At 54.2% G+C, this 18,679-nt stretch carries 18 protein-coding genes and 1 riboswitch; of the genes, 11 read left to right on the forward strand and 7 right to left on the reverse strand.

Going from position 1 to position 18,679, the window contains the following annotated elements; genetic code table 11:
• Positions 1-119: 119 nt before the first annotated feature.
• On the forward strand, positions 120-995 hold the full coding sequence (gene ypfJ, locus AC6CHQ_RS15805; protein ID WP_092054839.1) for a KPN_02809 family neutral zinc metallopeptidase: 876 nt from the start codon (positions 120-122) through the stop codon (positions 993-995).
• 247 nt (positions 996-1,242) lie between these two features.
• Here the strand turns inward: ypfJ and AC6CHQ_RS15810 are convergent, their stop codons facing one another.
• The gene (locus tag AC6CHQ_RS15810) at positions 1,243-2,727 is read right to left on the reverse strand and encodes a peptide MFS transporter (protein WP_251239633.1); all 1,485 of its coding nucleotides are present in this window, start codon (positions 2,725-2,727) and stop codon (positions 1,243-1,245) included.
• A gap of 403 nt (positions 2,728-3,130) precedes the next feature.
• Between AC6CHQ_RS15810 and AC6CHQ_RS15815 the strand changes: the two genes are divergently transcribed.
• From AC6CHQ_RS15815 to AC6CHQ_RS15840, 6 genes are all read left to right on the forward strand, one after another.
• Entirely contained in the window at positions 3,131-4,351 is a 1,221-nt protein-coding gene (locus AC6CHQ_RS15815) for a carboxylate--amine ligase (protein WP_092054830.1), read from the forward strand.
• 108 nt (positions 4,352-4,459) lie between these two features.
• Positions 4,460-5,506, forward strand: a complete 1,047-nt coding sequence (gene cax / locus AC6CHQ_RS15820; RefSeq protein ID WP_407640879.1) for a calcium/proton exchanger — start codon at positions 4,460-4,462, stop codon at positions 5,504-5,506.
• An 80-nt stretch (positions 5,507-5,586) separates the two neighbouring features.
• Positions 5,587-5,742, forward strand: a complete 156-nt coding sequence (locus tag AC6CHQ_RS15825; protein WP_008300531.1) for a Fur-regulated basic protein FbpA — start codon at positions 5,587-5,589, stop codon at positions 5,740-5,742.
• A 53-nt stretch (positions 5,743-5,795) separates the two neighbouring features.
• Positions 5,796-7,256: an amidase family protein gene (locus AC6CHQ_RS15830; protein ID WP_092054825.1), complete on the forward strand. Its 1,461-nt coding sequence runs from the start codon at positions 5,796-5,798 to the stop codon at positions 7,254-7,256.
• A 195-nt stretch (positions 7,257-7,451) separates the two neighbouring features.
• Positions 7,452-8,675 (forward strand): DEAD/DEAH box helicase, encoded by a 1,224-nt coding sequence (locus AC6CHQ_RS15835; protein ID WP_498082035.1) that lies wholly within the window; start codon positions 7,452-7,454, stop codon positions 8,673-8,675.
• The gene (locus AC6CHQ_RS15840) at positions 8,672-9,598 is read left to right on the forward strand and encodes an SGNH/GDSL hydrolase family protein (protein WP_498082036.1); all 927 of its coding nucleotides are present in this window, start codon (positions 8,672-8,674) and stop codon (positions 9,596-9,598) included. The genes AC6CHQ_RS15835 and AC6CHQ_RS15840 overlap by 4 nt, the downstream gene beginning before the upstream one ends.
• A gap of 208 nt (positions 9,599-9,806) precedes the next feature.
• Here the strand turns inward: AC6CHQ_RS15840 and thiT are convergent, their stop codons facing one another.
• A complete protein-coding gene (gene thiT / locus AC6CHQ_RS15845; protein ID WP_092054818.1) occupies positions 9,807-10,370 on the reverse strand; it encodes an energy-coupled thiamine transporter ThiT in 564 nt (187 codons plus the stop codon).
• A gap of 86 nt (positions 10,371-10,456) precedes the next feature.
• Positions 10,457-10,563: riboswitch (TPP riboswitch) on the reverse strand.
• Between the two features lie 104 nt (positions 10,564-10,667).
• Between thiT and AC6CHQ_RS15850 the strand changes: the two genes are divergently transcribed.
• Positions 10,668-11,009: a magnetosome magnetite crystal formation protein family gene (locus tag AC6CHQ_RS15850; RefSeq protein ID WP_424237728.1), complete on the forward strand. Its 342-nt coding sequence runs from the start codon at positions 10,668-10,670 to the stop codon at positions 11,007-11,009.
• A 67-nt stretch (positions 11,010-11,076) separates the two neighbouring features.
• Positions 11,077-11,832 (forward strand): type I methionyl aminopeptidase, encoded by a 756-nt coding sequence (gene map, locus AC6CHQ_RS15855; protein WP_092054813.1) that lies wholly within the window; start codon positions 11,077-11,079, stop codon positions 11,830-11,832.
• Between the two features lie 49 nt (positions 11,833-11,881).
• Here map and AC6CHQ_RS15860 read toward each other — a convergent pair whose 3' ends face one another.
• Positions 11,882-12,625 carry a TspO-related membrane protein gene (locus AC6CHQ_RS15860; protein ID WP_498082037.1) on the reverse strand — a complete coding sequence of 248 codons (744 nt, stop codon included), beginning with the start codon at positions 12,623-12,625 and terminating at the stop codon, positions 11,882-11,884.
• A gap of 166 nt (positions 12,626-12,791) precedes the next feature.
• Here AC6CHQ_RS15860 and AC6CHQ_RS15865 point away from each other — a divergent pair, with 166 nt between their 5' ends.
• Together AC6CHQ_RS15865 and AC6CHQ_RS15870 are read left to right on the forward strand one after the other, a co-directional pair.
• Entirely contained in the window at positions 12,792-14,594 is a 1,803-nt protein-coding gene (locus AC6CHQ_RS15865; protein WP_092054807.1) for a M3 family oligoendopeptidase, read from the forward strand.
• 6 nt (positions 14,595-14,600) lie between these two features.
• Positions 14,601-15,146, forward strand: a complete 546-nt coding sequence (locus AC6CHQ_RS15870; protein WP_092054805.1) for a GNAT family N-acetyltransferase — start codon at positions 14,601-14,603, stop codon at positions 15,144-15,146.
• Positions 15,147-15,471: 325 nt separating this feature from the next.
• Here AC6CHQ_RS15870 and mreBH read toward each other — a convergent pair whose 3' ends face one another.
• The 4 genes from mreBH to AC6CHQ_RS15890 all read right to left on the reverse strand — a co-directional run bounded on the left by mreBH (position 15,472) and on the right by AC6CHQ_RS15890 (position 18,597).
• Entirely contained in the window at positions 15,472-16,476 is a 1,005-nt protein-coding gene (gene mreBH, locus AC6CHQ_RS15875; protein WP_424237727.1) for a rod-share determining protein MreBH, read from the reverse strand.
• Between the two features lie 250 nt (positions 16,477-16,726).
• Positions 16,727-16,879, reverse strand: a complete 153-nt coding sequence (locus AC6CHQ_RS15880; RefSeq protein ID WP_177168385.1) for a hypothetical protein — start codon at positions 16,877-16,879, stop codon at positions 16,727-16,729.
• 154 nt (positions 16,880-17,033) lie between these two features.
• Positions 17,034-18,266 (reverse strand): aminopeptidase, encoded by a 1,233-nt coding sequence (locus AC6CHQ_RS15885; RefSeq protein WP_092054799.1) that lies wholly within the window; start codon positions 18,264-18,266, stop codon positions 17,034-17,036.
• A gap of 109 nt (positions 18,267-18,375) precedes the next feature.
• Positions 18,376-18,597 carry a DUF1128 domain-containing protein gene (locus tag AC6CHQ_RS15890; protein ID WP_092054796.1) on the reverse strand — a complete coding sequence of 74 codons (222 nt, stop codon included), beginning with the start codon at positions 18,595-18,597 and terminating at the stop codon, positions 18,376-18,378.
• Between the last annotated feature and the right edge of the window lie 82 nt (positions 18,598-18,679).

The raw sequence follows: 18,679 nt of genomic DNA on the forward strand, positions 1-18,679 counted from the left end.
CCAAGGGGACGGCGTTTTTTCTTTTGAGCCAGCTGAATTCTCTCCCTGCGAATGACCCATGATATTTTTGGGTAAAGGACAATTACTATTGCATCATGATCAGGCGGGGAGGATATCGCATGAAGACGAGAGGCAGGAGAAGAAGTTCAAATATTGAGGACCGTCGCGGACAGGGCGGAGCGGGCGGTTTTGGAGGGCCGGTTGCAATCGGCGGAGGTGGTCTCGGTATTGTCGGGATTATCCTGTTCCTGCTGTTCGGCGGCGGCCTTGACGGGCTGTTCGGTGTCGGCGGCTCGGATCAGGCCGGCTCGGGAGGCCAGGAAGGCAGTACCGGTTATGTGGAGACGGCAGAGGAAGAGGAGCTGGCTGATTTCGTCGGCGTCGTTCTAGCGGATACCGAAGAAATCTGGGGTGAGATTTTTGAAGAAAATGGCATGGTGTATCAGGAGCCGACACTTGTCCTTTATACGGGCAGTGTCCAGTCTGCCTGTGGCTTCAACAGTGCCGCGGTCGGCCCGTTTTATTGTCCGGGTGACCACAAGTTGTATATCGATCTGAGTTTTTATAATGAATTGAAAACCAAGTTTAACGCACCCGGAGACTTTGCGATGGCGTATGTCGTCGCCCATGAAGTCGGCCACCATGTTCAGACGCTTCTTGGTGTCAACGAAGAAGTGAACCGGATCCGGCAGCAGGTGAGCGAGGAAGAGTACAACCGCTATTCGGTCGCGATGGAGCTTCAGGCCGATTACCTGTCCGGTGTCTGGGCAAAGCATGCTCAGGAAAGAGGCTACCTGGAGGAAGGTGACTTCGAGGAAGCGATGAACGCGGCAAGCGCCATCGGAGATGACACAATCCAGCGGCGTTCCCGCGGTTACGTCGTTCCGGAAAGTTTCACCCACGGAACATCCGAGCAGCGTATGGAATGGTTCAACCGAGGATTTAAATACGGGGACCTCGATCACGGTGATACGTTCTCCGAACTTCTGCGATAACACCAAAAGACGCCCGGCCATGATGGCGGGCGTCTTTTGCAAGTTGCTTAGGAAATTATTAAACGTCACTCTGAGGATAACGGCTATTCACATGTCGTCCGCAGCTGGCTCCAGCGCCCAGCAACTCGCAAACTTCACCCTTCTCCACTACGATAAGTCAACATCGGCTCGTTCGCCGGGTTTCATTTATCTCATTGCGAAGGGCTCCAGTTTGTACGTTGCTAAACGGGCGCTTGCGCTTTTGTTCTTATTCTTTGATGAATTTGACGATCTTCGGTGCCGCGAGGAAAAGGAAGATCCCGAGGACAATCGCAAGTCCCCCGATGGTTCCGAAATAAAGATTTTCCGTTTCCGGCGTGTTCAGCTTGACGATCTGTGCGTTGATTGCCTGAGCTGCCGCATTAGACAGGAACCAGAGGCTCATCGTCTGAGCCGAGAATGCTGCAGGCGCAAGACGCGTGGTCGCGGCGAGCCCGACAGGCGATAGGCAAAGTTCACCGAGGACAACGAGGAAGTAACTCAGAACAAGCCACATCGGGTTGACCAGGGCGTCTTCTCCACCGAGCATACCCGGCAGGAGAATAACGAGGAATGACAGACCCGCAAACAGGAGACCGAACGAGAACTTCCGCGGAATCGACGGGTTCCGGTCACCAAGGCGTGTCCACATCCAGGCGAACAATGGTGCAAGAATAATGATGAACAGCGGGTTCAGCGACTGGAACCAGGCAGGAGAGATCTCAAAGCCGAATGCGTTCAGGTCGGTTCGCTTGTCCGCATAGCGCGCCAGGATGGTGGAACCCTGTTCCTGAATCGCCCAGAACATGACCGATGCGATGAACAGCGGGATGTAAGCGATGAGACGCGACTGCTCGGTCGGCGTCGTTTTCGGGCTTCTGTACATGACGATGAAGTATGCGGTCGGAATCAGGATCCCGAGTACCCCGACAAGTGCGATGACGCCTTCGATCGTGACCCAACCTTGAGGAACCATGACCGCCAGTGCGATCGCAAGGAAGACAACGGCGATGGCCGTGTTCCTGATCCATTTTTTCTTTTCATCAGGAGTCAGAGGGTTCGGCACCTGTGTGCCTGCAAGCCCGAGGTTCTTTTTCTTGGTGATGACGAAGGTGACGAGACCGATGAACATACCGACCGCTGCCACGGCAAAACCGAGGTGGAAGCTTACCCCCATAAGGGCGCCGACAATCAGCGGTGCCAGGAAGCCTCCAAGGTTGATCCCCATATAGAAGATGGAGAATCCGGCATCGAGCCGATGATCATCTTTCGGGTAGATCTCACCGACTGCGCTCGATACGTTCGGCTTCAGAAGCCCTGTACCGAGGACAATCAGCACCATCGAGATAAAGAACAGCGCGACATTCCCCGGAATGGCCAGTGCAATATGACCGAGCATAATGAGGACACCGCCGTAGAATACGGCTTTCGATGTCCCGAATACCCTGTCGGCGAGCCAGCCGCCGATGATGCCGGACATATAAACGAGTGATCCGTAGATCGACATGATCGAAAGGGCGAGCGGTTCACTAAGGCCGAGGCCGCCTTCCGACACTTCGTAATACATATAGAAGACCAGAATGGCCCTCATTCCATAGTAGGAAAAGCGTTCCCAGAACTCAGTGAAGAATAGGGTGAACAGTCCTTTCGGATGGCCGAAGAACCCCTTCTGAGGTACACTATCCGCAATTTCTTTATGCGATAGGCGAGACATTTTGCTACCTCCTTAATTGTAGACCATATTATACTACTCCCTGCATTTTCAATTGTCAAAAATAATTTATTCCAGATTATAATCAAGAATTAAAGGGGTATTCTGAATTTAATAGCTATATTGAAATAACTAAGAAAGAGAAAATTCTATGTAAATCAACAAATAATGATGACTGTTTGTCAATGCTTCTTCAATTCAAATGTCGTGAGGCTTGCGAATAAACAACTTTCTTCTGCTCGATTTGGTTTAAGGAGACAAAGAACAAATAAAAGTAAAAAAAGAACTATCGAAACATGTTTAAAGTTGTAGAAAGCATTGACTGTTTGTAAACGCTTTCCTATGATGGTGGAGAAGACACTATCACGGCGGAAAACAGAGAGAAGCCGGTTCGAGGGGGAGAAAGATGGACAAGGCATCCGGAGTAAACATTCAATTTGTCCCCGTGGTTGTCGGTGGAAACCGGGGAGCTTACAGCCTGGCACGCGCTTTCTACGAAGCTTATGGAGTCAAGACACATATAATCAGCCCGATGATCATCGGACCCATAGAGAATTCACGGATCCTCAAAAATCATATCCAGCCGGACATCGAGCTGCCCGAGAAGTTTTTTGACACTATTGCGAAGATCGAACGGAACTTCCCGGGCATGAAAAAGATCATCATCGGTGCAGATGACCGATATGCCGAGATGCTCGTCCGCCTCCAGGACCGCTTTTCCGAGGAGTGGATCGTTCCTTATGTTAATGAGGACGTGTTTGAACGGGCGACCAACAAGGAAAGTTTTTATGCGGCTTGCGAAAAGGCCGGCGTCCCATATCCGAAGACCCTGGTGATTACAGAGTTCCAGGAGAATTTGCCATTTGCTTTTCCAATTGTGATGAAACCGGCCAATTCACCCGCCTATCAAGGCCTCCATTTTGCCGGGAAGGAAAAAGTCTACTTTGTGAATTCAGTGGAGGAGTATCGGGGAACTTACCGTCTGATGAGGGATGGCGGCTACAGCGAGCCGATTGTCCTGCAGGAATATATTCCGGGAGACGACCGGTCGCTTGCCGTAGTGACGGCATACACGTCTCCTGAGGACGGAGAGGTCAAGCTCATCGTCTTCGGCCAGATCCTGCTGGAGGACCACACGCCAACAGGCGTTGGCAATCATCTGGCGATTTTGGCGAGGCCCGAAGACAGCATCACGGAAGATGTGCGGAAGCTGATTGCCGAAACCGGATTTACCGGATTTTCGAATTTTGATCTTAAATATGACAAAAGGACGGGCAGGTATGTATTTTTCGAGCTGAACGGCAGGCTTGGCGTCAGCAACTACTATGTCACTGCGGCGGGCCACAACCCTGCCACTTACTATGTGGACGACCTGATCAGAAAAGTGGACCTGCCCCCGGTTGTGAATAAAAGAGAAGCGCTCTTTAATGTCGTCCCCAAGAGGCTGCTTCTGAAGCAGATCAAGTCTGAGCCGCTTCGCAAAAAGGTCAAGGCGCTTTACCAGGAGGACAAGGCCACCAACCCGCTGAACGCGGAATTTGAAACAAACGTAAAACGTCGTGCGGTCGTCTGGGCGTCCACCATCAATTATTACCGCAAGTTTAAGCTGCACCCGCCTAAAGAGTAACCGGCGGGTGAAAATAGCCCGCTGTTAAGCGTCCCTCAGAAAAGGGTATGACTTGGGATGACAAGTCTTTTCTGAACGGGGGCGCATAGATTGAATAAGGTCTTTACCATGATTTCATTTGTTGGCGTTCCGCTTGTGGTAGCGGGTTCTTTCCTTCACTGGACGAGTCTGGTCATGTTCATCCTTTGCTGTGTGAGCATTATCGGGCTGTCCGCAATCATGGGAAGGGCGACGGAATCGCTCGCCATCGTATCAGGACCTCGAATCGGCGGGCTGCTCAATGCGACGTTCGGGAATGCGGTTGAGCTGATCATTTCCATCTTCGCTCTGAAGGCGGGACTGGTCGGCATCGTCCTGGCATCCCTGACAGGTTCCGTAATCGGAAACCTACTTCTTGTACTCGGACTGTCATTTTTCCTTGGAGGACTCAAACATAAGCGACAGAATTTCAGTTTGCGGGATGCCCGCTATAATGCCGGGCTCCTGATCTTTGCGATCATTGTCGCGTTCGTGATCCCGGAGATCTTCTCCCAGGGAATGGACGACCGGGGCACGATCAGCCTGAGCATCGGGATCTCGGTCATCATGATCCTGCTATATCTGGCAGGGCTATTCTTTAAGCTGGTCACACACCGCGGGTTCTTCACAGGAGCCGACAGAGAAAGCCAAGGTAAACCGCAAGAAGAGGAAGAAGCCGAGTGGTCGAAGGGCAAGGCGATCCTCATCCTGCTTCTGGCGACAGCTGCAGTCGCATTCGTCTCAGAAAACCTGGTCCATACATTTGAGGAAATCGGTGAGCGATTCGGATGGTCGGAGCTCTTTATCGGGGTCATCATCGTCGCCATCGTCGGAAATGCCGCGGAGCACGCCTCCGCACTGATCCTGGCAGTCAAGGACAAGATGGATGTATCCGTCGAGATTGCCGTCGGCTCAACGCTCCAGGTTGCGATGTTTGTTGCACCTGCCCTGGTCCTTGTCTCCCTGATGATGCCGGTGCAGATGCCGCTTGTGTTCACGGTTGCGGAATTGGTCGCGATGATCACAGCCGCTCTGCTTACTGTCGTCATCACGCTGGACGGGGAGTCAAACTGGTTTGAGGGGCTGACCCTGCTTGCCGCCTATCTCATCATGGGCATCGGGTTCTTCTTCCTTTGACCGAACAAATCCGGTTTCGTTTTCGTCCAATAAGGGAAAGATGAACTCGGTAACATCATGAGCAAGGAGAAGAATGCACCATGAGAGAATTACATGAAGGACCGATGGATGAGAAAAAGCAGTCCATCATCGATAAACTGGTTGATGAAGGTATTTTCAAGATCGACGGCAAGCAGCTGTATGAGCTGCCCATCTATACGTTATTGAAGCAATACACCGAGCTTCAGGAACAATAATCGTTGCCGGACGGCCATCAGCCGGCCGGCTTTTTCTATCGGAGGAATGAAGGATGCAGAACGAACGATTGCAGCGCATCCGGGATGAGTGGCTCGAGGAAGCGCCTATCCGGGAGATGCAGGAATTGATGGAGAACGGAAACATCACAGCGGAAGAAATGACGGTCATGTACCTGTCACGGATCTCGGAATACGGACGGAATGTCAATGCCGTCCTTGAAGTGAATCCGGAAGCTCTCCAGATCGCGCGCCAGCTGGACTACGAGCGCCGGGTGAAGGGGGCACGATCACCGCTGCACGGCATCCCGATCCTTCTCAAGGACAATATGGACACAGGAGACAAGATGCACACCAGCTGCGGGTCGCTCGCACTGGCCGGTCATTACGCGGCTGAAGATGCCTTCCTCGTCAAGAAACTGAGGGAAGCCGGTGCAGTCATACTCGGCAAAGCGAACATGACCGAGTGGGCGAACTTCATGTCCGACAAGATGACGAACGGCTATAGCTCCAGAGGCGGACAAGTGAAAAGCCCCTACGGCCAGTTTGACTGCGGCGGTTCAAGTTCCGGTTCAGCTGTCGCAATCGCAGCAAATCTGGCTGCGGCTTCGGTCGGGACGGAGACAACCGGATCCATCATCGAGCCGGCCGTGCAGAACAGCCTCGTCGGGATCAAGCCGACCGTCGGCGCCATCAGCCGGGCCGGTGTTATACCGCTGTCCATGACGCAGGACATACCCGGACCGCTTGCCCGCACCGTAGAAGACGCGCTGCTGATGTTCCGGGAGATGGTCGGAGAGGATCCGTCTGACCCGGTCACATCCCTTTCCGGTGTATGGGAAGGCAGGGACTGGGAAGCCAGTCTTGATCGGGATGCACTAAAAGGTACACGGATCGGCGTCGCGCGCAACATCTTCGAAAACGAAGCCGAAAGTGAAATCCTGGAACTGTTTGACCGTAAGCTGGAAGTTCTGAAGGCGTGCGGCGCTGAAATCATCGAGGACATCGATCTCGGCGTCATGGAAAATGACCTTGGCTACGACGTGCTTATGCACGAGTTCAAAGCGGCCGTAAATGCCTATCTCGGAAGGACACCGGCAAGCAATCCGATCCGGACATTGTCTGATGTCATCGAGTTCAACAGCCGGCATCCTGAAGAAACATTGAAATTCGGCCAGAACATGCTGGAGCAGTCGGACCGCACATCGGGGACGCTGACGGAGCGGGCCTACCTGGAAGCGCTCGAGCGGAACAGGCATCTGTCGTCTGAAGTTGCACTGGAACGGGCATTCCGCGAACATAATATCACCGCTCTTGTCTTTCCGCAGTCCCATGGCCTCAGTTTCGGTGCCGCTGCGGGCTATCCCGGAGTTGCGGTACCGGCCGGGAAGACGGAAGAAGGAGAACCGTTCGGCATCGCATTCTACGGACGTGCGTTTTCGGAACCGCTGCTGATCGGATTCGCTTATGCCTTCGAGCAAAGGGAGCAGGGCCGGGTCAAGCCGCCGAATGAGTGATTGAGTATAAGAATATTTAATAGGGGCTTCAGGATAGAAGTCCCTTTTTTCACATTCAGTGAAGACGTTGATTTACTTCATTGAGACGTTGACATACACAGACGTCCCCACTTTTATCGGGAACAGCCGCTAAAGGACGGGTAGCACCCGCTGTGCTAAAATAAAGCCATCAAGGATTGAAACGGGGAATGGATGATGAGTTGGATTGAACGGCTGGAGCCGCAATTCCGGAAAAAATGGACATTTGAAGAGGAGATGCCGATCCAGTCGAAAATGATACCTGCGATGATCGATGGACGGGACATCGTCGCGGAGTCTCCGACCGGGTCCGGGAAGACACTAGCGTATGTCATCCCTCTGCTGGAGCTTGTCGACGGCAACTCCAAGAAAACGGAAGCGTTGGTCATTGCACCTTCACAGGAGCTCTGCATGCAGATTGTCGAAGTGTTCCGTGATTGGACGGAAGGGACGGACATCACAGTCACGCAACTGATCGGCGGGGCTAATAAACAGCGCCAGATCGAGAAGCTGAAAAAGAAGCCGACGATCGTCGTAGGGACGCCGGGCCGTGTCTGGGAACTGGCCAATGACCGCAAGCTGAAAATGCACGATATCCGCCACATCGTACTGGATGAGGGCGATCAGCTTCTGGGACGTGACCACCGGACGGATGTAAAGTCGCTGATCGGGGCTGCCGCGCCTGACTGCCAGGTGGCAGTCGTGTCGGCCACCATCACGGATGAAATCCGGCTTGTTGCCGAGCGGTTCATGGACGACCCGCTGCAGCTTAAAGTGACTGCTGAAGAGCTGCCGAAGCAAGGCGAGGTCATCCACTCCTTCACGAAGGTGGATGATCGCGACAAGACGGACCTGATCCGCAGGCTATCCCATATGGAAGGCTTGCGTGCACTGGCTTTCATCAACAATACGGACCAGCTGCTCATGAAGGAGTCGAAGCTGAAGTTTGAGGGCGCGCCGGTTGCCGTCCTTCATTCCGGCATGAACAAAATGGAGCGCAAGCAGGCGCTTGACGGGTTCCGCGACGGCACAGTGCGCATCCTTATCGCGACTGATGTTGCGGCTCGGGGGCTCGACATCAGCGGTCTGACGCATGTGATCCACATCGATGTACCGCGCACCGAAGAACAGTACACACACCGTTCCGGAAGGACGGGACGAGCGGGAGCGGACGGGGAAGTGCTGTCGTTCGTGTCCTATCCGGATGAAAAGACATACCGGAAACTGACCCGTGCACTTCCGGGCAAGCCGGTACAGAAAGTCTGGCACAAGGGCAGCCTTGTCGAAGGATCCTCCAAGACCGTGCAGGCCGCGTCATCCCAGAAACCTTCGGGCAATGCGGGCAAGGGCCCGAGGAACGGCAAGAAAAAAGAAGGGAACAAGGGCGGCAAGCAGCGATGAAGCGGCTTGTCCTCCTGTTCAGTGCGTTGCTGATGATCCTTCCGCAAGCGGGGCTTGTGAAGGCTGCGGCGCCGGCCGCCTATGTCGCGCTCGGTGATTCCCTTGCGGCCGGTCAGACGCCAAACCGTGCGATCGACCTTGGCTATGCCGACATGATTGCGATGGAGTTGCGCAGGCATATACCGCTCGCCTTTTACTCGAAGGATCTCACCTATCCGGGGCTCACGAGCGGCCAGGTGCTCGAACGCGTGCGCTCGGATGAGGCGCGGCCGGTCCTTGAACATGCCACACTAATCACGGTTTCCTCGGGCGCCAATGACCTGCTCGGGCTTGTGCGGTATGATCCGCGGACAGGCACGCTCGCCTATGATCAGATTCCGGCGGACTATGCGCTGAACGGCGTCAGGAAGAACACGGCGGCCATCTTGGATGAACTTGCGGAACGGGCGCCGCGGGCGACTGTTTACATCATGGGTTATTATTTTCCATATCCCCATGCCCGTGAGGAGATGAAACCCGGCCTGCGGAAAGAGCTCGGCCGGCTGAACGCGATCCTGAAGAAGGAGGCAGAGGCCGCCGGGGCCGTCTTCGTACCGGTCGAAGAGGCATTTGCCGCCGAAGGCAGCCAATTGCTTCCGAACCCGGCGGACGTCCATCCGACGCTCGAAGGGTACCGCCGGATGGCGAATGCCTTTTTCAAGAGCTCTCCATACGGCCTGACTGTCGAGCCATGGGAAGTGCCGCCGCCGAATCCGGTCTCGTTCGAGGAAATGAACCGGCGGATGCAGGAGGCGGACGGGCGAAGTGCCGACGCAAGCGGTGAGACATTCTCCCGGTCTGCAGTCGATGAACATCTTCAGGGCATCCATGCCATTTACTTTAACCCCTCCGACATGCCGGAGGGGGTTTCGTTTTCCGTATAGGGCGTGAAACGTTGACGATCTTCGGTGAAATGTTGATTAAGTTTATTGAGACGTTGACGATCTTTTATGAAACGTTGATTAACTTCATTGAAGCGTTGGTGATCTCAGTTATAATGTCCCCAACCCAAAACCCCCGCCAGACCCGGCGGGGGTTCGTCTGTCCATATGAATTCCGGTTTATACCAGCCGTCCCTGGGACAGACTGGATCTATCGCTTAAGCAATCGCGGCGCAGTGCTGAACAGGAGGGCGCACGCGGCGGCTGTCAGGATGATCGACGGGATCATGTAACCCGCGTTGTAGACGATCGAATACCACCAGATGTTGTCGCCTGCATCAATGGCAGCCGCTCCGAAGAATACGACGCCGGACAGGACATGCATGACGTAGCGGAGCAGGCCGCCGATGACCGTCCCGATGACGATGCCTGTCACCATCCGTCCCTTCTCGCCGGAGTCGGCGCCCCGCAGCACCATCGGCCGCAGGAAAGCAGCGGCTCCGATTACGACAAATGCTGCGATGTAATCCAGGAAGCCCTGCACCGGGTGGATGATGTAGGCGCCTGCAAATGTCTGGAGAATGCCGAGGATCAGCCCGGTGAGCAATCCGCCCCCGAGCCCCCAGCGAAAGGCCATCAGGACGATCGGCACCATCGTGAGGCTGATGGAGCCGCCCTGAAACCAGAGTTTGATGGAGATCTGGTCGAGGACAAAGCCGATCGCGGAAAAGATCGCGACCTCGATCAGGAATTGAAGACGTTTGTTGCGCTGCATAGGAAGATACCCCCATTTAAATAGTGTCGCAAGATGGGGATGACCAATAAAAAAAGCATCCGGGACAGAGCCGGACGCCTTCGGGCATCGTTTTCCATCCACATCCCTGCGCAAGCATGACCTTACAGGTTCAAAGGGTCTGGGCGCCGGCCGCCCACTCTCAGCCGCATCTGCGGCTCCCCTTGTGGTTCAGTTATTCAGTATGGACAATCCAAGTGTAGACTACCCGGCCGGTGTTTTCAACCCGTCCCCGCATAGGATAGGAACAGCTGTGCCGCTTACCGGAAGGAGCACCCCATGGACAATCCCCGCCTTATCGCGTCATTTAATTACTTCAGCATCCTATTCGCCCCCGTCCTGTTCCCGCTTATTCTGCTTTTGGCCTCGGGCGATGGCCTGGTCCGCCGCCACGCGAAGCGGGCGCTGGCCATCCAGCTCCTCCCGGCTGTGCCGCTTTGTGCGCTTCTGGTCACGACTTTCATCGCAGCCAATGAAGTGAGGGAAGCGGCGTTCACCGGTATGGCGCCGTCATTTGGGCATGCGGGCACGACTGTCCTGCTCACTCTTTTGTATGCGGTTCTGCAGGGGGCGGCGTTCGTCTGGTGCACCGCGGCAGGAATCCGTGCGCTGAAAACCTGACTGTTTGGCGACCGTCCGGTCTGTGGTATAGTGGAAATTGAATCCACAGAAGGAAGTGCTGAATCGAATGATCGCGAAGACGACAGAAGACTTCGAGAACCTCAAGAAAATCGGGCGCATCTGTGCGGAAATCCGCGATGCGCTGAAAGACGCCGCAAAGCCCGGTGTCACAACCAAACAGCTCGATGACATGGCAGGCCGCATGTTCGAGGAAAAGGGTGCCGTCTCCGGTCCCAAGGGCGAGTACGATTTTCCCGGCTTCACATGCATCAGTGTCAACGAAGTGGTTGCCCACGGCATCCCGGATAACTATGTGATCAAAGATGGTGACATGGTCAACATCGATGTGTCCGGATCATACAATGGCTACTTTGCCGATACCGGGATTTCGATCGTGGCCGGCGAGCCGGACGACGAAAAGCAGAAGCTGATCGACGTGGCCAAGTCGGCCCTCGACAGTGCGTTGGAGAAAGTGAAGCCGGGCGCACGGCTGAACCAGATCGGCAAGGCGGTCAGCCGCGAGGCAAGCGACAACGGCCTGCATGTCATCAAGAACCTGACGGGCCACGGTGTTGGCCGTTCACTGCACGAGGAACCGAGCCATGTGCTGAATTACTATGACCGCTGGGATACGACTCTTCTCAAAGAAGGCATGGTCCTCGCTGTCGAGCCGTTCATCTCCCAAAAGGCTGAACACATTATCGAAGGCGGGGACGGCTGGGCGTTCATCACGCCTGACAAGTCGCTTGTCGCCCAGATCGAGCACACCGTCATCGTCACGGCTGACGGACCACTTCTCATTACAGACATCAGCGAAGACTAAAAAACGGTCCCGGGAAATTTCCCGGGACCGTTTGGCGTATATTGGCTGATTAATCTTCTGCCGTTCTCGGCACTTTTTGGCTTTGACGACTGGAAATGATCATCCAGGCGATGACGGCACCGGCGAGGAAAAGCGCAGCTGCGCTAACAAGCGGCTCGTCCAGCCCGTTCCTTGCAGCGACCATGAGGGACATCCAGGCGAACACGATGGCATACATATGGTCCTGGTGATGATAAAGGAAATGAAGCGCGGCCGCAGCGGCAAATGTGAGCGTGATGATCGCCCAGAGCGCGTCACTCAGGCCCAGGCCGCCCCAATCATTTGCCTCTAGCGCGTAATGGACTGCAACCAGAACGCTGAAGAAGAAATAGGAAAAGATTCCTGAGACGGGTATCCGTCCGGAAATGAGGTTCTCCTTTTTCGGATAGGTGAAGTAAAGGGCGGCAAGAATGGCGAGCATGGCCACTTCCGTTGCGGTGAACAGGATAAAGCGTTCTTCCTGCCAAGTGATGAGTTCGATGATATGGAGGACGCAGGCCGTGATGAAAAGCGCGGCCCGCAGATTTGCGGTTGCCGGCCGGTCCGCCTTTCCGCCGTCCCGGATCACGTACAGTACGAGGAGCGGCACGAGGACGAGCAGAACCAGCGACGAGTACATGGACGGCATGAAGACGACCGGAAGCCGCGCGGCAATCTCCCCGGCGGGCCGCCCGAATGCCGGCATGAACAAAGCCGACGCATGGAAGCCGACCGCCGCAAGCAGGGCGATCCCCATCAACAGTTTTCGGATCAATCTTCTTCACCTCCTACCCGTATTAGTATACATGGGTTTTTCGGTATTTACGGCGGAAAGTGTGACGCTTTTTTGCCAGTTGGCAAGTTTCGCCTTCCGAACAACCGTGTTATAATTGTAAGGAAATTGTTATTAGAAAATTGGCAAACAGTCAGGGGGAATTGGGATGTCAACAACCACGTATCCGGTCACCTGGGACCTTGAGACGTTCTTTAGAGGCGGAAGCGAATCTGAAGAACTCAGAGCCCATCTAGATGAAGGGGCGGAAAAAGTCCGGAGCTATGCAAAAGCGGTCGCGGATTTCAGCACACCGGAAGCCGCCGACGCTGCAGAAAAGATTGTGGCCCTGATCGAACAGACAAAGAATACCTCGGCCCACCTGAGAGAGGCCGGAGCGGTCATCGGCTGCTTCCTGGCACAGGACACGACAGATAAAAAAGCGAATCTCCTGCAGGGAGAAACATCCGCGCTGGGTGCGAAGTTCCAGACGGCGTTCATGTCGCTGCAGCAGAAACTGTCGAAGACAGATGAGAAGGTCTGGGAAGAGCTGCTTGCCTCCGGTCAGCTCGAAGAATTTTCGTTCATCCTGGGTGAATGGCGCAAAAAAGCCGGAGCCAAGCTTCCGGAAGAACAGGAAGCACTCATTACAGGCCTGTCCGTTGACGGCTACCATGGATGGGGCGAGCTGTACGACCTGCTTGTCGGGGACATGCAGGTGAAGGTCACAGTGGACGGAGAGGAGAAGGTCCTTTCCGTCGGCCAGGCAAACAACCTCGGCACGCATTCCGATCCCGCGGTCCGAAAAGAAGCGTTTGAAAAGCTGGAGGCAGCATGGGCTGAGAAAGAAGAATTCTTCGCGAAAGCTCTTAACTCGCTCGCCGGCTTCCGCCTGCAGGTTTACGAGAAACGGGGCTGGGACCAGGTCCTCCGCGAGCCGCTCGAGTACAACCGCATGAAGCAGGAGACGCTCGACGCGATGTGGGGTGCCATTTCGGCCAATAAAGGGCCGTTTGCGGAATACCTGAACCGCAAGGCAACCCTGCTCGGCAAAGACCAGCTTGACTGGTATGACTTTTTCGCACCGGTTTCCGAATCGGCTTCAAAACTGGATTATCAGGATGGCGCTGAATTCATTCTGAAGCATTTCGGAAAGTTCGGTCCGGAGCTGGAGTCGTTCGCCCGCATGGCATTCGAGAACGGCTGGATCGAGGCGGAGGATCGTCCGAACAAGCGCCCGGGAGGCTTTTGCACCGGCATGCCGCTTTCGGAAGAATCCCGTATCTTCATGACGTATAGCGGTTCAATGTCGAACGTCGCCACACTGGCACACGAGCTCGGTCACGCATTCCACTCCTATGCGCTCCGTCCGGTCCATCAGCTAAACAGGCAATATGCGATGAATGTGGCGGAGACCGCGTCAACATTCGCGGAGATGATCGTGGCGGATGCAGCTGTTAAGGAAGCAGGGACGAAGGAAGAAAAAATCGCCCTGCTTGAAGACAAGGCTCAGCGCAGTGTCTCCTTCTTCATGAATATTCATGCGCGCTTCCTGTTTGAAACGCGATTCTACGAAGAGCGGAAAAAAGGAGTAGTTTCGACCGCACGCCTGAACGAACTGATGGAAGAAGCACAGCGCGAGGCTTATGCCGGAGCGCTTGGAGAGGCACACCCGCACTTCTGGGCCTCCAAGCTGCACTTCTACATCACCGGCGTGCCGTTCTACAACTTCCCTTACACGTTCGGCTACTTATTCTCCCTCAGCATCTATGCCAAGGCGCTTGAGGAAGGTGAGGCGTTCGAGGAGAAGTACATGGCACTTCTGCGGGACACGGCCGTCATGACGACTGAGGACCTGGCGATGAAACATCTTGGTGAAGATATCACAAAACAAGACTTCTGGGAAAAGGGCGTCCGCCTCTGCATCCGCGATGTGGAAGAGTTTCTCAGCCTGACGTCCAACGAAGGGTGAGCCGCCGTGATCTCACTAAAGGGCGAGACAATCATCCTTCGCGTCCTTACCGACGATGATGCACTCGCCATGACCAACCTTGTATCCAGGAACAAGCACTACTGGTCGGTGTATGAGCCGCGGCACGATAGCTCGTATTACACGGTAGGCGTCCAGAGGGAGAAGATCCGTGAGTCACTCCAGCAGCTCAGGGAAAAGCGGGAGTATAGTTTTGGCATTTTCCGGGCAGAGGATGGTCGCCTGATCGGCCACATCTCTCTATATGGCCTGAAACGCCTGCCATTCCTGAGTGGCTTTGTCGGCTACTCCGTCGATCAGGGCGAAGCGGGACGCGGCATTGCGACCGAAGCACTAAAGATCATCCTGAAGTTCGGTTTCGAACGCGCCGGACTGCACAGAATCGAGGCCTATGTTTCCCCGAGGAACCAGGCATCGGTCAGGGTGCTTGAAAAGGCCGGCATGGAGCAGGAAGGCCTGCTGCGCCAGTTGCTTTTCATCAACGGTGTCTGGGAGGATCATTACCTCTACTCGATCATCGAGGACGAACATTGAAAGGGTAAGGCCGCTTTGCGGAGACCCATTGCAAAACTAAGGACCCTATTCAGGCCGTGAGCCGGAATAGGGTCCTTTTATTGTAATCCGTATACATTATTAAACTGCAAAAAGCAGGAGTTCGTAAAAAAGTGGAAAATCTGATTTCCGTTCCATGTCCTCGCTTACCGCGGGCATTGCCTCAGCCTCCTCGGACTTTTTCCTGCGGAGTCTTCGGCTAATGCTATTCCCGCAGGTGTCTCGGACCTTTCACTTCAATCAGCTATTATAGAGAGTTTTTCAGTGGCTGCGGAAGCAATGGGCTGGGTCCCGCGGCGATACCGGTTCAGTTTGCGATTTTTCGCATCGTTTTAATCGTGCCGAGTGCTTTACCGGTGCCGACTACGACCGCCTTCATCGGTTCGGGCGCGGTGTGGACAGGTACAGAGATGACTTCAGACAGCCAGTCCTGCATGCCGTTCATGAGCGCGCCGCCACCGGTGAGGACGATGCCCTGATCGACGATGTCGCCGGAAAGCTCTGCCGGGCAGAGTTCGAGCGTCGTGCGGATGGCTTCCAGAATCGTTTCCATCCCTTCCTTCAGGCACTGCTGGATATCACGTGAATGAAGCGTGATTGTTTTAGGAAGACCCGTCACGACGTCACGGCCCCGGATATCCATCGTTTTCGCATCATGGGCGATCGGTGCAAAGCCGACTTCTTTCTTGATCGCTTCTGCGGTCTGCTCGCCGATAATGAGGTTGTGGCGCTTGCGGACGTGATGGATGATTTCCTCGTCCATCTTGTCACCGGCAAACTTCACGCTGTTCGACGAGACGACGCCGCCAAACGAAATGATGGCGACCTCGGTCGTGCCGCCCCCGATATCCACGATGACATTCGCAATCGGCTCGCTCACGGGAAGATCTGCCCCGATGGCTGCCGCAACAGGTTCTTCAATCAGGTGAACCTCTTTAGCGCCTCCGGATTTCACGGCGTCCACGATGGCACGCTGCTCAACCGAAGTTGCCCCGCAAGGGATCGAAACGACCACCCGTGGCTTTCGGAGTGTCTGGCCGAGCTTTTTGGATGCTTCGGCCATCGCAGCCTTCAGCAGCTCCGCTGTCATGTCGTAGTCTGCAATGACGCCGTCACGGAGCGGCCGGATGGCGGTAATCTGGCCAGGTGTCTTTCCAAGCATCACCTTGGCTTCGTTGCCGATGGCAATCACCCGTCCGGAAAGGTCCGTCGCAACGACAGACGGCTCATTAAAGATGATTTCTTTGGATTTTGTATAGATCAGTAAATTGGCGGTGCCAAGATCGATGCCGATATCAGTAGAATTCCACATGTAATTGCCTCCCGGTGACGGTACTTTCTATTGAAGATTAGTATAGTTGAAAATAACTTAACCGCAAATAAGCAGATATTGGAAGATGTCAAAGGGGGATGATCTTTCAGGCCTATATTATGGATAATTGTGGAGGATTGCTGAAACGATATGATTGGAATATTACAGGGAAAGTTCGTTTCTGAAATGAGATTGTAAGAGAAATTTCATCTCGAAATGAAAAAGAACTGCCGGAAAGCCCGGCAGTTCTTTAGGAATCGAGTGTGTATGTTGTCTCAGGTTTCTCATCGATTGTCGTTGAGTCTTCCGAGATCATTGCGCGTTGCAGGAAGTGGATCATGATCAGCATGCCCAAAATCAGCAGGACTGTGAAACCGAAAACTGTTGTAAACATCAGCCACATAATCGGAATGCTCCTCTCTATAACTACTTGTTGCTCTCTTTTCTATAACTCATTATACAACAAATTATGCCTGTTTTTAATAGGACATTGCTGGAATACGGGTCAATTGTGACAAATGTGAACCAAATATCCCGGCATATCAGAGTTCTGGGGATCAGAACGCCCATTCACCGCCGCGGAGAATCGGTTCGGCCGTACCGTCTTCAAGGATACCGTCAATGTCCATCTTATCGGAACCGATCATGAAGTCGACATGAGTGATGCTTTGGTTGAGACCATGCTTTTTCAGCTCTTCGCTGTTCATTTCCTTGCCGCCTTCGATGCAGAAGGCATAGGCGCTGCCGATTGCCAGGTGATTCGAAGCGTTTTCGTCGAACAGCGTGTTATAAAAGAGCAGCCCGGATGTCGAGATCGGGGAGGAGTGCGGGACGAGTGCGACCTCTCCGAGGGATTTTGCACCCTCATCCGCCTCGATCAGGTGTTTCAGTACATCTTCACCCTGTTCGGCCTCCACTTCCGTAATCCGGCCGTCTTTGAAAGTGATCTTGAATTGATCAATGATATTGCCGCCGTAGCTGAGTGGTTTTGTGCTTGAGACAAAGCCGTCGATGCGGTCTTTATGTGGAACGGTGAACACTTCTTCCGTCGGCATATTGGCCATGAACGATGCACCTTGGGCATTGATGCTGCCGGCTCCGGCCCAAATATGGCCTTCCGGCAGGCCGATGGTCAGATCAGTTCCGGGAGCTGTGTAATGAAGCTTCGTGTATTTTCTCTTGTTGAGATGGTCGGCTTTTTCGTGGAGTGTCTCATCATGTTTTTTCCATGCTTCGACCGGGTCTTCCACATCGGCGCGCACCGCTTTGAAGATCGCTTCCCAAAGGGCCGGTACCTGGTCTTCTTCAGGAAGATCGGCAAACACTTTGGCTGCCCAAGCCTTGGATGGGGCGGCAATGACCGTCCAGCTTACTTTGTCGGATTGGACCGCCTGGCGGTAGGATTCCAGTGCCTGGCCGGCGGCCTTCTGGAAGCTGGCGATCCTCATCGGATCGACCCCCTTCAGCAGATCGGGGCTCTGCGACACGATGTTCATGAATGCTGCATTCATCCCCACCAGCTCTTCGCGCATCTGTGGAATCCAGGAAGGGAAGTCGCTGAACGAATCTTCAGGAGCCAGCTCATACCGGAGACGGGATATCTCATCGTCCGACCAGTCGACGAAGACATGCCTTGCGCCCGCTTCATAAGCTTTTTTCGTTACGAGCCGGACAAATTCCGCCGAATCAGTCGAAGCACCGATATAGAGTGGTTGACCCGGCTGGATGTTGACGCCGACTTTCACTGCGAGTTCAGCATATTTGTCGAGATTTTCTTCAAAAGTCCCCATAGTCCAAATCCCCTTTCTGTTCTAATAACAGTCTACCAATAGCAGGCTATGGCCGGCAACGTAAAATCCCCCGGCTGCAGAGGCGGCCGGGGGATTGCGTTTATTTGGGTTATTTTCTCAGGCTTCCGAGTTCTGCTGCGATTGCCTGCATTTCACTCGGGCTGAAGTTGTTGCGCTTCACGACCATGTCATAAAGGTCGCGGAGATCCTCGTAGTCGGATGTGTTGAAATGTTCAGCCTTCATCGCATCGACATTGACCATGCGGAGCTTGTCTTTGATGGAAGTGATCATATACTCCACATTTTCCACGGTGGGGTTGTTAAGGTCCATTTTCACGGTTCCTGCCTTTCATCGGATTGCCATCAATTCTCACATTAATAGATATCAAAGTCAAACAGCCCCGCGTGCGGAA

Source organism: Bhargavaea sp. GQ12, assembly GCF_059758705.1.

What these genes read in the sequence shown, in the direction of transcription:
- ypfJ (WP_092054839.1), top strand. Translation starts at nt 120, where the DNA reads ATGAAGACGAGAGGCAGGAGAAGAAGTTCAAATATTGAGGACCGTCGC.
- AC6CHQ_RS15810 (WP_251239633.1), bottom strand. Translation starts at nt 2,727, where the DNA reads ATGTCTCGCCTATCGCATAAAGAAATTGCGGATAGTGTACCTCAGAAG.
- AC6CHQ_RS15815 (WP_092054830.1), top strand. Translation starts at nt 3,131, where the DNA reads ATGGACAAGGCATCCGGAGTAAACATTCAATTTGTCCCCGTGGTTGTC.
- cax (WP_407640879.1), top strand. Translation starts at nt 4,460, where the DNA reads ATGATTTCATTTGTTGGCGTTCCGCTTGTGGTAGCGGGTTCTTTCCTT.
- AC6CHQ_RS15825 (WP_008300531.1), top strand. Translation starts at nt 5,587, where the DNA reads ATGAGAGAATTACATGAAGGACCGATGGATGAGAAAAAGCAGTCCATC.
- AC6CHQ_RS15830 (WP_092054825.1), top strand. Translation starts at nt 5,796, where the DNA reads ATGCAGAACGAACGATTGCAGCGCATCCGGGATGAGTGGCTCGAGGAA.
- AC6CHQ_RS15835 (WP_498082035.1), top strand. Translation starts at nt 7,452, where the DNA reads ATGAGTTGGATTGAACGGCTGGAGCCGCAATTCCGGAAAAAATGGACA.
- AC6CHQ_RS15840 (WP_498082036.1), top strand. Translation starts at nt 8,672, where the DNA reads ATGAAGCGGCTTGTCCTCCTGTTCAGTGCGTTGCTGATGATCCTTCCG.
- thiT (WP_092054818.1), bottom strand. Translation starts at nt 10,370, where the DNA reads ATGCAGCGCAACAAACGTCTTCAATTCCTGATCGAGGTCGCGATCTTT.
- AC6CHQ_RS15850 (WP_424237728.1), top strand. Translation starts at nt 10,668, where the DNA reads ATGGACAATCCCCGCCTTATCGCGTCATTTAATTACTTCAGCATCCTA.
- map (WP_092054813.1), top strand. Translation starts at nt 11,077, where the DNA reads ATGATCGCGAAGACGACAGAAGACTTCGAGAACCTCAAGAAAATCGGG.
- AC6CHQ_RS15865 (WP_092054807.1), top strand. Translation starts at nt 12,792, where the DNA reads ATGTCAACAACCACGTATCCGGTCACCTGGGACCTTGAGACGTTCTTT.
- mreBH (WP_424237727.1), bottom strand. Translation starts at nt 16,476, where the DNA reads ATGTGGAATTCTACTGATATCGGCATCGATCTTGGCACCGCCAATTTA.
- AC6CHQ_RS15880 (WP_177168385.1), bottom strand. Translation starts at nt 16,879, where the DNA reads ATGTGGCTGATGTTTACAACAGTTTTCGGTTTCACAGTCCTGCTGATT.
- AC6CHQ_RS15885 (WP_092054799.1), bottom strand. Translation starts at nt 18,266, where the DNA reads ATGGGGACTTTTGAAGAAAATCTCGACAAATATGCTGAACTCGCAGTG.
- AC6CHQ_RS15890 (WP_092054796.1), bottom strand. Translation starts at nt 18,597, where the DNA reads ATGGACCTTAACAACCCCACCGTGGAAAATGTGGAGTATATGATCACT.